The sequence below is a fragment of the Streptomyces sp. RKND-216 genome, from assembly GCF_004795255.1.
Classification (GTDB): Bacteria; Actinomycetota; Actinomycetes; order Streptomycetales; family Streptomycetaceae; genus Streptomyces; species Streptomyces hazeniae.
Genome location: NZ_SSBQ01000002.1, coordinates 3,296,965 through 3,309,574, shown reverse-complemented (window position 1 = coordinate 3,309,574; position 12,610 = coordinate 3,296,965). Strand labels below are relative to the sequence as shown.

11 protein-coding genes are annotated in these 12,610 nt (G+C 74.0%); 4 read left to right on the top strand and 7 right to left on the bottom strand.

Features of this window, described 5'->3' with window-relative positions; genetic code table 11:
• Positions 1 to 161 precede the first annotated feature (161 nt).
• Entirely contained in the window at positions 162 to 428 is a 267-nt protein-coding gene (locus tag E4198_RS14865) for a DUF3263 domain-containing protein (RefSeq protein ID WP_136183570.1), read from the bottom strand.
• Between the two features lie 146 nt (positions 429 to 574).
• Between E4198_RS14865 and E4198_RS14860 the strand changes: the two genes are divergently transcribed.
• The 3 genes from E4198_RS14860 to E4198_RS14850 all read left to right on the top strand — a co-directional run bounded on the left by E4198_RS14860 (position 575) and on the right by E4198_RS14850 (position 3,772).
• The gene (locus E4198_RS14860; protein WP_247597925.1) at positions 575 to 1,477 is read left to right on the top strand and encodes an ROK family protein; all 903 of its coding nucleotides are present in this window, start codon (positions 575 to 577) and stop codon (positions 1,475 to 1,477) included.
• A complete protein-coding gene (gene nagA / locus E4198_RS14855) occupies positions 1,474 to 2,673 on the top strand; it encodes an N-acetylglucosamine-6-phosphate deacetylase (RefSeq protein WP_136183568.1) in 1,200 nt (399 codons plus the stop codon). The genes E4198_RS14860 and nagA overlap by 4 nt, the downstream gene beginning before the upstream one ends.
• A 127-nt stretch (positions 2,674 to 2,800) precedes the next feature.
• On the top strand, positions 2,801 to 3,772 hold the full coding sequence (locus tag E4198_RS14850; protein WP_136183567.1) for a 1-phosphofructokinase family hexose kinase: 972 nt from the start codon (positions 2,801 to 2,803) through the stop codon (positions 3,770 to 3,772).
• 54 nt (positions 3,773 to 3,826) lie between these two features.
• Here the strand turns inward: E4198_RS14850 and E4198_RS14845 are convergent, their stop codons facing one another.
• The 3 genes from E4198_RS14845 to E4198_RS14835 form a co-directional block, all read right to left on the bottom strand.
• Entirely contained in the window at positions 3,827 to 4,810 is a 984-nt protein-coding gene (locus tag E4198_RS14845; protein ID WP_136183566.1) for a hypothetical protein, read from the bottom strand.
• Positions 4,811 to 5,015: 205 nt separating this feature from the next.
• Positions 5,016 to 6,725, bottom strand: a complete 1,710-nt coding sequence (gene cdgB, locus E4198_RS14840) for a diguanylate cyclase CdgB (RefSeq protein WP_136183565.1) — start codon at positions 6,723 to 6,725, stop codon at positions 5,016 to 5,018.
• A 309-nt stretch (positions 6,726 to 7,034) separates the two neighbouring features.
• Complete coding sequence (locus E4198_RS14835) at positions 7,035 to 7,991, bottom strand: IS481 family transposase (protein WP_136181712.1); 957 nt, start codon at positions 7,989 to 7,991, stop codon at positions 7,035 to 7,037.
• Between the two features lie 166 nt (positions 7,992 to 8,157).
• Here E4198_RS14835 and E4198_RS14830 point away from each other — a divergent pair, with 166 nt between their 5' ends.
• Positions 8,158 to 8,718 (top strand): flavin reductase family protein, encoded by a 561-nt coding sequence (locus E4198_RS14830; protein WP_247597693.1) that lies wholly within the window; start codon positions 8,158 to 8,160, stop codon positions 8,716 to 8,718.
• 25 nt (positions 8,719 to 8,743) lie between these two features.
• On the opposite strand, the gene E4198_RS14825 is transcribed toward E4198_RS14830, so the two are convergent.
• From E4198_RS14825 to E4198_RS14815, 3 genes are all read right to left on the bottom strand, one after another.
• Entirely contained in the window at positions 8,744 to 9,412 is a 669-nt protein-coding gene (locus tag E4198_RS14825) for a pentapeptide repeat-containing protein (protein WP_136183563.1), read from the bottom strand.
• Between the two features lie 93 nt (positions 9,413 to 9,505).
• Positions 9,506 to 11,812: a SpoIIE family protein phosphatase gene (locus E4198_RS14820; RefSeq protein WP_168711442.1), complete on the bottom strand. Its 2,307-nt coding sequence runs from the start codon at positions 11,810 to 11,812 to the stop codon at positions 9,506 to 9,508.
• A gap of 236 nt (positions 11,813 to 12,048) precedes the next feature.
• The gene (locus tag E4198_RS14815; RefSeq protein ID WP_136183561.1) at positions 12,049 to 12,546 is read right to left on the bottom strand and encodes a hypothetical protein; all 498 of its coding nucleotides are present in this window, start codon (positions 12,544 to 12,546) and stop codon (positions 12,049 to 12,051) included.
• Positions 12,547 to 12,610: the final 64 nt, after the last annotated feature.

Sequence of the window (12,610 nt, the reverse complement as noted above, 5' to 3'; positions counted from 1 at the left end):
GACCCGGCGCGGGGCATCCGGTGGCCGGCGACAAGGGCACCCACACACCGGCGGCCGGCGACGGGGACGGTGGCCCACCGGTGCGTCCGGCGTCGCTGGGCCCCACTCCGGAGCCACGGCCGGACCGCCGGGCCGGCCGTCGGTGCGACCCGCCGGGGCGGTCAGCGGTGGGCGCGGTGGGCTTCGCGGAGGCGGCGGAGGCGGTTGACGGTCACCGGGTCGTGTGCCAGCGCGCGCGGATCGTCCAGGAGCGCGTTGAGTAACTGGTAGTACCGGGTCGGGGACATGTCGAGCCGTTCCCGTATGGCGCGCTCCTTCTCGCCCGGACCGGACCAGCCGCGTCGTTCGACGGCGAGCACCGCCCTGTCCCGCTCGGACAGACCGCCTCCGTCATCCGCCTCCGCATCGGCGTCCGCGTGCGCACTCATGCGACAAACCTACTCGCACCGGGAACCCCGGACCTCCCTACACCTCGATAAAGATCGCGCAAGTGGACTAGACCTCTCACGGGTGAACGCGGGAGACTGTCCCCGTGAGTCCATACGTCATCGCCCTCGATGTGGGCGGCACCAGGATGAAGGGTGCGCTGCTGGGGCCCGACGCCGGGCGGACGCCGCTGTACGAGGCGCGCCGCAGCACGCCGCGCGAGAGCGGCCCGGGGGCGGTCGTCGGCGCCGTCCTCGACTTCGTCGCCGAGCTGCGCGCGGAGGGCGTCGCGCGCCTCGGCGCGGAGCCGCGTGGCGCGGGCGTTGTCGTACCCGGCATCGTCGACGAGGCCGGCGGCACGGCGGTTTTCGCGGCGAACCTGGGCTGGCGGGACGTGCCCCTGCGGGACCGGCTGCGTGAACGGCTCGGCACACCGCACGTGGCGCTCGGCCACGACATGCGGGCCGGCGGGCTCGCCGAGGCCCGCATCGGCGCGGGCTCGGGCGTGGACCGGTTCCTGTTCGTCGCGCTCGGCACGGGGATCGCCGGCGCCGTCGGCATCGACGGACGCATCGAACCCGGGGCCCACGGCGGCGCCGGGGAGATCGGCCACGTCGTGCTGCGCCCGGACGGCCCGCCCTGCGGCTGCGGGCGGCGCGGCTGCATGGAGACCCTGGCGTCGGCGTCCGCCGTGGGCCGCGCCTGGGCGGAAGCGAGCGGTGTTGCGACGGCGACGGCGGCGGACGCCGCTGCCGCGGTCGCGGCCGGCGACCCGCGCGCCGCGCAGGTGTGGCGGGACGCCGTCGCCGCGCTGGCGGACGGCCTCGTCGTCGCGGTGACGCTGCTCGACCCGCGGACGCTGGTGATCGGCGGCGGACTCGCGGAGGCCGGCGCCACCCTGTTCGACCCGCTGCGGGCCGCGGTCACCGAACGGCTGACCTTCCAGCACGTGCCCTCGATCGTCCCGGCGGCACTGGGTGACGCCGCCGGCTGCCTGGGCGCGGGACTCCTCGCCTGGGATCTTCTCTCCGCGGAGGTTGTGAGCCGATGACGGCGCAGACACGACGAACGGTCCTGACCGGGGCCCGGCTGGTCCTGCCGGACGGGGTGGCGGACGGCGGCCGGGTGACGGTCCAGGGTCGCACCATCGCCGCCGTCGCCACCCGTCCTGGCGAGGCGGTGCCGCCGGTCACCGCCGCCACCGCGGACGACGAGGTGGACACCCACGAGCTGACCGGCCACTGGCTGGTGCCGGGCTTCGTCGACATGCACGTGCACGGCGGCGGCGGCGCCTCCTTCTCCGCGGGCACGGCCCAGGAGGCGCTGACGGTCGTCGAGACGCACCGCCGGCACGGCACGACCACCATGGTCGCCTCCACCGTGACCGGCGACCTGGACGATCTCGCGCGGCAGGCGGGCGCGCTGAGCGAACTGGTGCAGCAGGGCGACCTGGCGGGCGTCCACTTCGAGGGCCCCTTCATCGCCCGCAACCGGTGCGGCGCGCACCAGCCGGAGCTGCTGCGCGACCCCGACCCGGCGGACGTGCGGAAGCTGCTGGACGCCGCACACGGCACCGCCCGGATGCTGACCCTCGCCCCGGAACTGCCCGGCGGGCTGGACTCGGTGCGGCTGCTCGTCGAGCACGGCGTCGTGGCCGCCGTCGGGCACACCGACGCGACGTACGACGCCACCCGGGAGGCGATCGACGCCGGTGCCACCGTGGCCACGCACCTCTACAACGCGATGCCCGCGCTGGCCCACCGCGCGCCCGGTCCGGTGGCGGCACTGCTGGAGGACGAACGGGTCACCGTCGAGCTGATCGACGACGGCACGCACCTGCACCCGGCCGCACTCGGTGTGGCGTTCCGCGCGGCCGGGCCGGGCCGGGTGGCGTTCGTGACGGACGCGATGGGCGCGGCCGGGATGGGCGACGGCGTGTACCCGCTGGGCCCGCTGGAGGTCGAGGTGCGCGACGGCGTGGCCCGGCTGGTGGAAGGCGGCTCCATCGCGGGCTCGACGCTGACCATGGATCAGGCGTTCCGCCGCGCGGTCACGGTGGACGGGCTTCCCGTGGCGGACGTGGTGCGGGCGCTGAGCGCCACCCCGGCGCGCCTGCTGGGCGTGTTCGACCGGGTCGGCTCGCTGGAGGCCGGGAAGGACGCGGACCTGGTGGTGCTGGACGCGGACTTCGCGCTGACCGCCGTGATGCGGAAGGGCGAGTGGCTGGTTCCGCCGCCGGCAGGGTGACCGCCGGTAAGCCGACGGGGCCGAGGTCTGTGCTCGGCCGCAACACGATGGCATGATCACCCCCGCACATCAGGTTTTCGTACTACGACGAGGGAACGGCGCACGTGTACTCAGGGGGTGGATCCGCGTGATCCTGACGGTAACGCTCAACACCGCCCTGGACGTCGGCTACCGGGTCCCCCGCCTCGAACGGCACGGCACGCACCGCGTGAGCGAGGTGCGGGTCAGACCCGGCGGGAAGGGACTGAACGTCGCCCGGGTACTCGCCGCCCTCGGCCACGACGCGGTGGTCACCGGCTTCGCCGGCGGCCGTACGGGCGAGGAGGTGCGGACACTGCTCGCCCGCCGGGCGGAGGACGCCTCGGCCGCACCGGACGCCGGCTCGCTCACGGACGCCCTGGTCGACGTCGGCGGCGAGACCCGCCGCACGGTCGCCGTGATCGACGACGCCACCGGCGACACCACCCAGCTCAACGAGCCCGGCCCGCACGTCGCCCCGGAGGAATGGACGGCGTTCCTGACCGCGTACCGGGACCTGCTCGCGGCCGGCGGCGGCAGGTGCCGGGCGGTCGCATTGTGCGGCAGCCTGCCACCGGGCGTACCGGTCGGTGCGTACGGGACGCTGGTGCGGGAGGCGAGGAACGCGGGCGTGCCGGTGCTGCTGGACACCAGCGGCGAGCCGCTGCGGCGCGGTCTGGCCGCCCGTCCGGACGTCGTCAAGCCCAACATCGCGGAACTGGCGGGCATCACCGGCACCAACGAGCCGCTGCGGGCGGCGCGCGAGGCGCGTCGCCGGGGGGCGCGGGAGGTCGCGGCGTCACTCGGCCCGGACGGGATGCTGGCTCTCACCCAGGACGGCGTGTGGCGGGCCGCCCCGGCGCGTCAGCTGGCCGGGAACCCGGCGGGCGCCGGGGACTCGGCGGTCGCCGGGCTGCTGTCCGGTCTGGTCGAGGGCCTCTCCTGGCCGGACCGGCTGGTGCGCGCGGTGGCCCTGTCGGCGGCCACCGTCGCGGCCCCGGCTGCCGGGGAGTTCGACGCCCCGGTCTACGCCGAGATGCTGCCCCGCGTCGAGGTCACCGAGCGGACGGCGGCGGCGTGACAGCCCAGGGGACGCACGGACCGGGGCTGTGTGGACGCGGCGGGGCCCGGCCGGTCAGCCCTTCCAGCCGGGCTTCAGCCAGACCTGGTCGAGGGCGAACGCGCACGTGTTGCCCTGCTCGCAGGACACCGTGATGTCGTTCCTCCCCTCCTGAAGGACCACGTAGGAGTAGCTCGTGGTCCAGCCCTTCTCCCAGTCGCCCTTCTTGGCGTTGGCGAAGTTCTTCATGCTCAGCGGCCGGTCGTGCGGGTCGCCGTTGACCACGAGGGTGGAGTCCGCGTCCCGGCCGGGGACGGAGTAGCGCACCATCACGGTGTACTTGCCCGCCTTCGGCACCTCGGGGCTCCAGGTCGCGCTGTCGCCGGCGTTGGGCATCGTCACGTACGAGCCGTTGCGGCTCTGGGCGCCGGGGACGTCGTTCGCGGCGGTGGCCTTGCCGCCCAGCGTCAGCGCGGCGGCGTCCTCGGCGGGAAGGTCGAGCGGCTTGTCCTTCTGCCCCTCGTCCTTGCCGCCGGTGTCCTGCTCCTCGCCACCGGCGCCCGCGGTCGGGGTGGTGCCGGCCTGCGGGTTGCCGGTGCCGCCGCTGTCGTCGCTGTTGAAGAGCATGGCGGTACCGATGCCGATGACCACGGCGGCGACCACGGCCACGGCCACGACGAGCAGTCCGTTCCGGTTGCCGCCGGATCCCCGGCCGCCCCGGCCCCGGCCGGACGGGCCGCCCGGGGAACCGTCCCCCTGCCGGCGGACCGCGGCGCGGCCGCCGGGCATCGTCTCCGGCGCGGCATAGTGCGCGCTGGGGCTGCCGGTGCCGTGCTGCTGGAACGCGGTGGCCTGGCCACGCTGCTGCCCGCCATAGGTCTGCTGTCCGCCGTACTGGCGTTCGCCGACCGCGCGGACCTGGTTGTACGAACGCCGGGGGACCCCGGGCTGCGGTGCCGTCGCCGCGCGCCCCTCCGCGCCGCCGCCTTCCTGGCGGTACAGATAGGCGAACGGATCGTCGCCCTCCGGCGCACCCGTGCCCTGGTTCTCGGCGGTCATCCCCTGTCACTCCCTCTGCGTCAGGTATCCGGCCGAGCCTACATCCCGGGGGTGGGCCCGACGCCAACGCGGAAGTGATCACTCGTCGGACATCGGGCGAAGTCCCAGCTCACCGCGCGTCCCGTGGCGCCCGGCCGTCAAGGCACGTCTCAGCCCTCGGGACACGGACGGCGACACCGCGGTGCGGACGCCGCGCGGCGACCCGTCAGCCCGCGCGGCGGCGGCCGCCGGACCGGGAACGCTTCTCCACGTACATGCGCTGGTCCGCGGACTGGAGGACCTCCTCGGCCGTCATGCCGCAGGCCGCCCAGCCGATGCCGAAGCTCGCCCCGACGCGGACCGCGCGGCCGTCGACGCGGATGGGCGGGATGATGGCGTTGCGCAGCCGCACCGCCAGGTCCTGGGCCTCTGCGAGGCCGACGCCGTCCGCCAGCACCACGAACTCGTCGCCGCCCAGGCGGGCCACGGTGTCATTGTCGCGGACGCCCGCGGAGAGCCGGCGGGCGACCTCGATCAGCACCGCATCGCCGCAGTGGTGGCCGAACCGGTCGTTGATCGACTTGAACCCGTCGAGGTCGCAGAAGAGGACGGCGAGCCCCTTCTCCCCGTCGTGGTGCGGCGGCACGGCGTGGTCGTGGTGCGCGGCGTACCCGTCGAAGGCGGGGATTCCGGAGGCCGGAGTGTCGTACGGCCCCTCGAAGGCCTCCAGCGCCCCCAGGCCCGCGGCGGTCGCCGCGGCGGGGTCGGTCAGCGGCGCGACGGTCGGGTCGGCCGCCGGGCGGGGCGCCTGGGTGAGCACCGGTCCGATGCCCCCGTCGGCACCGCCGGGTGCTCCGGCCGTGCCGGCGCACAGCCGGGCCCCGAGCCGCGCGCGCAGTTCGGCACTGTTGGGCAGGCCGGTGAGTGAGTCGTGGCTGGCGCGGTGGGCGAGCTGGATCTCGTGCCGCTTGCGCTCCTCGATGTCCTCGACGTGCGTCAGCAGGAACCGGGGCCCGTCGGCCGCGTCGGCGACGACGGAGTTGCGCAGCGAGACCCAGACATGGCTGCCGTCGCGCCGGGCCAGGCGCAGCTCGGCGCGGCCCCCCTCGGCGGAGGTGCGCAGCAGCGTGCCGATGTCCTCGGGATGGACGAGGTCGGAGAAGGAGTAGCGGCGCATGGCGGCGGCCGGGCGGCCCAGCAGCCGGCACAGCGCGTCGTTGGCGCGCATCAGGCGGCCGTGCTGGTCGCCGCCCATCTCGGCGACGGCCATGCCGCTCGGCGCGTACTCGAACGCCTGGCGGAAGCTCTCCTCGCTGGCCCGCAGTGCCTGCTGCTCGCGTTCGAGGCGGACCAGGGCGCGCTGCATGTTGGCGCGCAGCCGGGCGTTGGAGAGGGCGATGGCGGCCTGGGTGGAGTAGAGCTGCAGGGCTTCCAGGGTCCAGGCGCCGGGGCGGCGGCCGTTGCGCGGCTTGTCCAGGGACATCACGCCGAGCAGTTCGCTGCCGGAGGTGTGGAGCGGCGCGAAGAGGCGGTCGCTGGGCTGCCACCGGTCGGTGTCGTCGCTGACCGGTGCGGGCGTGTGCCATTGGGGGACGTCGTCGTTGTCGAGTATCCAGCCCTCGTGGCAGGGGATGAAGCGCAGCGACCCGAACGGCTCGCCCATCGCGAGGCGCCGTTCCCAGGACGCCCGGGAGCCCACCCGGCCGGCCATGGCCGTCTCGGCGGCCTCGCTGCCGGCCACGGCGGCGACCACCAGGTCGCCGTCGGGGCGGACGAAGTTGACGGCACAGAGTTCGAAGCCGAGTCCTTCGACGACGCCGTCGGCGATGGTCTGGAGGGTGTCGGCCATGCTGCGTGCGGTGTTGAGCTTCGCCACCGCCTGGTGCAGGGCCCGCAGACTGGCGAGGCGGACGTAGGGCTCCGACTCTGTCTCCATCGCCTCCCCCTGAGCTTGGGCGTGAACGTCGGCTCCGCGAGCGTTCCGCGCGCCTCCCGGCGCGCGTTCCCGTGCACGTGCACGTGCAGGTGACCACTGAATCACAGTCAGCACCACAGCCGGTACACAGGGTCAACAATAAAACGCTTCTGTGACTCAAGTCACTGGAGGGGGCGCGAAAGGGGCGCACAACCCGCGCGAAAACGGCGCGGACGGGACACCGAACCGGCACGGACCGGACGTCGGTCGTCCGTTTTCCTCCGTCGCCAGGCCGCCAGGCCCGGCGGCGCGGACGTCGGGGCGCGGGTCCTAGGTGTATTGACCCGGAGCGTTGTTCACACGGCTGATCGGTGGCTGGCCGCCGAGTGCGGTGTGGCAGCGGTGGTGGTTGTAGGTGTGCAGGAAGTCTTGCAGAGCTGCGGTCCGCTGCTCGTTGCTGGTGTAGGGCCGCAGGTAGGCCCATTCGTCGAGCAGGGTGCGGTTGAAGCGTTCGACCTTGCCGTTGGTCTGCGGTCGGTAAGGGCGGGTGCGTTTGCTGGTGGCGCCGAGGTAGGTCAGGGACTGCTTCCAGAGGGTGCTCTTGCGGTAGGACCAGGCGTTGTCGGTCAGCACCCTTTCGATGCGGTCGATGCCGAGGGCGGCGAAGTGGGCGGCGGCTCGGCGGAGGAAGCCTGCGCAGGTGGCGGCCTTCTCGTCGGGGTGGACCTCGCTGTAGGCGAGGCGGGTGTAGTCGTCGACGACGGAGTGGATGTAGTCGAAGCCGACTCCGGTCTTGGTCAGGCGGCTTTCCGCGCGGCCGTGGACACGCCAGCCGCCGCCGTCGGGAATCCGCCCGAGTTTCTTCACGTCCACGTGCACCAGCTCGCCGGGCCGCTCGCGTTCGTAGCGGCGAATGATGCGCCCGGTTGGCCGGTCCATCCAGGCCAGCCGGTGCAGGCCGTGCCGGGTGAGGATCCGGTGCACGGTCGAGGGCGGCATGCCCAGGATCGGGCCGATGCGGGCGGGTCCGAGTTTGCGTTCGGTCCGCAGCCGGCAGACCCGTGCTTCGGTATCGGCATCGGTGCGGTGCGGTGTCGTGTGCGGGCGGCTGGGGCGGTCACACAAGCCCGGCTCGCCCTCGGCTCGCCACCGGTGGACCCACTTGTGGGCCGTGGCCCGGGATATGCCCATCTCCGCAGCCACATGGGCCACCGGGCGGCCGGAACGGACACGATCGACCAGCAGACGCCTGCCCAAAGGAGTCAGACGGGCATTACGGTGGGACACGAAGGCCTCCGTGCGGTGAAGATTCGACACCTCCACCACACACGGAGGCCTTCGCCATGATCAAGACCTGTGAGTGTCAACAACGCTCATGAGCAATACACCTAGGCCCTGCCTGGTTCCCAGGTCCGATGCGGGGGCGGCGCGACGCGGGATACCGTCTTCTGACGTGTCCCGAGCATTGCAGCAGCAGACGACGAAGACGCCCGTGCCCCATCCTGAAGGGGTGAGCGAGGAGGAGTTCAAGGCCGCCATGGCCCGGCTGGCGGCCGGAGTGGTCCTGGTGTCGGCCCACGACCCGGACGACGGGCCCCGCGGCGAGGACGTCGGCATGACCGCGACCGCATTCCTGTCCGTCTCGCTGGAACCCCCACTCGTCATGGTCAGCGTGCGGGACGGCTCACGCATGGACGAGGTGCTGGAGCGGCAGCCGCGCTGGGCGGCATGCCTGCTCACCGAGGGGCAGCGGCACATCGCCGGCCGGTTCGCGATGAAGGGGCGCCTCAGCGACCGGCTGCTCTTCCAGGAGCTGCCGCACGACCGCGGCGAGGCCAGCGGCGCCCCCCTGCTGCGCGAAGCGCTGGCCGTCGTGGAGTGCCACACCGAGCAGCGGGTGCGGGCGGGCGACCACAACCTGGTCATCGCCCGCGTCCTCACCTCGTCCGTGCGGCACGGCGAGAGCACCGGCCCGCTCACCTACTTCCGCGGCCGGTACCGCACGCTCGCCTGACCCGTCCCCCCGCCCTCGTCCGGTCTCAGTCCAGGACGCGCACCCCCAGCTGGGCCGCGAACGCCGGAGCCAGGTCCATCAGCTGACCGGTACCGATCACGGCGCCGGAGAGCCGGTCGACGCCGCCCGCGAAGCCGAGTTCGGCGGCGTCCCGCAGGTCCACGTCGCGCAGCCGGGCGGCGGACAGGTCCGCGCCGCGCAGGGCGCAGTCGCGAAAGGACACCCGCTCCAGACGCGCCCCGCCGAAGTCCGGCTCGACCAGGACGCAGCCCTCGAAGGTCACGTCCACGAGCGTGGCCTGCCGCAAATTGAGGACGTCGAGCTTGCCGCCGCGGACGTGCACCCGGGTCAGCCGGGCGCCGTGCAGCTGAGCGCCGCCGAGCCGGGCGCCGGTCAGCTCGACGTCCCGCAGCTCCGCGTCCGCGAGGTCGGTGCCGACGCCGGTGACGCCCTCCAGGACGGTGTCGATCAGGCGGGCACGCTTCAGCCGGGTCCCGGTCAGGTCGCACTGCCGCAGCGCGCAGTCCAGGAAGGTGCTGCCGCCGCCGTCCGCGCGCGACAGGTCGAGTCCGGTGAGCGACTCGGTGTCGTGGTCGCCGTCCGGCTCCAGGCCCGGCCCCGCGTACGGGGTGAGGTCGGGCAGCGAGAGCTGCGGAAGCTGCGGCCGGGGTACGGAACGTCGCGTGCTCGCCATCCCGCCATCGTGCACCGGGCCTCTGACAACGCCACCGCCAGTGGCGTACGGCCCGTGCGGCACGCGCCGACTCCGGCGGCTCCGGCCCGTCCGCTACGGCTCCTCGGTGCCGTCGGGCAGCCGCTGGCCGGTCCAGATGGTCTTGCCGCACGGCGTGTAGCGGCTGCCCCAGCGCTCGGTGAGCTGGTGGATCAGGAACAGGCCACGGCCGCCCTCGTCGGTGGGGCGGGCGCGGCGCAGATGCGGATGGGTCTGCGTCGGGTCGGAGACCTCGCAGATCAGCGTCTCGTCCTTGATCAGCCGCAGCGTCACCGGCCCGCCGGCGTACCGGATGGCGTTGGTGACCAGTTCGCTGGCGATGAGCTCGGTGGTGAAGACCAGGTCGTCCAGCCCCCAGGAGGCGAGCTGGGCGGCGACGACCTCGCGTGCCTGTCCGACGATCGCCGGGTCGGCGGGGAACCGCCATTCGGCGGTGTGGTCGGCGGGCAGTCGCCGCGGCCAGGCGAGGAGAAGGGTGGTGTCCGCGTCGGGCGCCTTCGGGACCAGGCTGCTGAGCGTCTCGCGGACGACGTCGGCGGGCGAGGAGTGCGTCCGTGCGGCCTCCCCGAGGGCGTCGCACAGGCGCGAGGCGGGCGAGTGGTCCTCCCGTGCAGGCGGCAGGTTGCCGGAGTAGAAGGCGAGCCGGCTGCCGGGTTCGAGGGCCAGCTCGAACGGTTCGAGCGGTTCGCCGGCCTCCCCCAGCGGCGGGCCCGGTTCGCACGTCGCCAACGCGCAGTCCCCGTCCGGGGAGATCACGGCGGGCGGCGGGTGCCCCGCGGACGCCATCGTGCAGTGCCCGGTGACCGGGTCGTAGACCGCGTAGAGGCAGGTGGAGCCCCTGATCCGGCCGGCCGGTCCGCAGGTGGTGGCGTCGTCCGCGGAGAGGCGTTCGACCAGGTCGTCCAGGTGGGCGAGGAGTTCGTCGGGCGGAAGGTCGAGGTCGGACAGCGTCTGCACGGCCGTACGCAGCCGCCCGGTGGCCGCCGTGGCCTCCAGGCCGTGGCCGACCGAGTCGCCCACGACGAAGGCGACGCGCGCGGAGGACAGCGGTATGACGTCGAACCAGGTGCCCCCGACGCCCGCCGTGGTGGCCGCGGGAAGGCAGCTGCCGGCGGCCTCGGCGGCGCTCACCTCGACCAGCGAGGGCGGCAGCAGGCTGCGGCGCAGTGCCTCGGCGGTACGCCGTTCCTGGGTGTAGCGGCGGGCGTTGTCCACTGCGAGCGCCGCCCGGCTGACGACCTCCTCGGCGAGATCGGCGTCGCGCCGGTCGAACGGGGCGGAGCCCTTCCGGCGCCACAGGTGCGCCGAGCCCAGCACCAGGCCGCGGGCGTGCAGCGGCACCCACATGTAGGACACGGCGCCCTCGGCGAGGAAGAGCCGCCGCCGGTGGTCGTCGTCCGACCAGGCGTCCCGCATCTCGTCCAGGTCGGGCACCTGCACGGCAGGCTCCCGCAGGTACTCGGTCTCCAGCGTGCGGGTGAGGGCCGTCTCGCCCGGCTGGTACAGCTCGGCGGGCCACTCCCCCTCGGCGGCCGCCACGCCCACCCGCGTGAACGGCGCGCCGCGCGCGATGTCGCCCGGCTCCTCGCCGACCAGCACCACCTCGGTGAAGTCGACGGCGGCGAGGTCGGCGAACTCCGGCACGAGGAAGTCGGCGAGTTCCTCCGCGCAGCGGGTCAGGTCCAGGGAGGTACCGATGCGCTTGGCGGCCTCGCTGACCATGGCCAGCCGCTCCCGGTCGCGGTGCTCGTCGGTGATGTCGATGACCGAGGTGAGCACGCCTCGGCCGGCGCCGTCGGCGTCGAGCAGCGGGAGCGCGGAGAGCGACACGACGCGGTCATCGTCCGGCCGACCCAGGCAGCGCGCGCGGTGCGGCACGCCCATGACGGGCTCGCCGGTCTCGGCGACCCGGCTCAGCGTGGCGACCAACCGGGCCGCGTCCTCCGCCTCCAGGAACGACTCGGGGTGCCGGGGCACCGGCCGGGCGACCCGCCCGCTTCCGTCGGGGTCCCCGCGGCCGACGGCGAGGGGACGGAAGCAGTCGTGGCCGAGGTTGGTGCGGGTGACGCGCAGCAGGGCGTCGTGGACGGCCAGGCCGACACGTGACTGCGAGAACAGGGCGCGCACCAGCGCGTCCTCCTCGAGGAGACGTTCCTGCCGGTCTCGTTCGGCGGCCCGCCGGTCCGCGACGCGCCTCGGACGCCGCCGCCGGTCGCCGTCGTCGTCCCCGCAGGGCCGCTCCTCGCCGCCCCACAGGCGCCGGTCGTCACCGGAGGCCGGGGCAGGCACGGGATGGCCGCCCGGTTCGTCGTCGGAGTCGCGGGAGATGCCGCCCTCAGGCCCGTCGGCGGAACGCGCCACGCCAGGGGTCTCCGCGGCGTGCTCGGGGGAGGGGGACCGCGGTTCGGGTGGATTCATACGGCATGTCCTGTCTGTGGCGACACCATCGGGCGGGAGGCGCTGCGACGGCACCTGGCCGGCGCCACGATGAGACCCATAGGGGGAAATGTCTCACCTCCACCGTAGCTCCGCACCACCCCGGGACGGAACCGATGAGTAACAAACCCCCGGCACCCCCACGCAGCGTCGCCGACCGCCTACAGACGGGGAAAGCGTGCCCGAAGGCTCCACACCTCGGGGTTCGCGTCGAGCCCCTCGTGCATGTCGACGAGGTCGGCCAGCAGGTCGTGCAGGAAGTCGCGGGCCTCGCGCCGCAGCTCCGCGTACCCGAGGACGAGCGGAGGCTCGTGCGGAGCGGCCCAGTCAGCGGTGACCTCCACCGTGCCGAAACGGCGCTCGAAACGCAGCCGGTCGACGCTCTCGGTGAAGTCGATCTCGGCCCGCTGCGGGCCCGGCGAGCGGCCGCCGAGGGGGTCGCGGTCCAGCCGCTCGGCGATGTCGCAGAGCGCCCAGGCGAAGTCCAGCACCGGCAGCCAGCCCCAGGCCGTGGACACCTCATGGTCCGTGTCGACGTCCGCGAGATACACGTCGCCGCAGAAGAGGTCGTGCCGCAGCGCGGTCCGGTCGGCGGCGCGGTAGTCGGTCTGCGGCGGGTCGGGGAAGCGGGAGGAGAGGGCGTAGCCGATGTCGAGCACGCCCCGATGCTGTCACGGGCCCGGTGCGCGGCCGTCGGGCGGGCGCGCGGGCGCGCGACGGCGG

Excerpts from the sequence above, each read along its gene's own strand:
- E4198_RS14865 (WP_136183570.1), bottom strand. The coding sequence starts at position 428 with ATGAGTGCGCACGCGGACGCCGATGCGGAGGCGGATGACGGAGGCGGT.
- E4198_RS14860 (WP_247597925.1), top strand. The coding sequence starts at position 575 with ATGAAGGGTGCGCTGCTGGGGCCCGACGCCGGGCGGACGCCGCTGTAC.
- nagA (WP_136183568.1), top strand. The coding sequence starts at position 1,474 with ATGACGGCGCAGACACGACGAACGGTCCTGACCGGGGCCCGGCTGGTC.
- E4198_RS14845 (WP_136183566.1), bottom strand. The coding sequence starts at position 4,810 with ATGACCGCCGAGAACCAGGGCACGGGTGCGCCGGAGGGCGACGATCCG.
- cdgB (WP_136183565.1), bottom strand. The coding sequence starts at position 6,725 with ATGGAGACAGAGTCGGAGCCCTACGTCCGCCTCGCCAGTCTGCGGGCC.
- E4198_RS14825 (WP_136183563.1), bottom strand. The coding sequence starts at position 9,412 with ATGGCGAGCACGCGACGTTCCGTACCCCGGCCGCAGCTTCCGCAGCTC.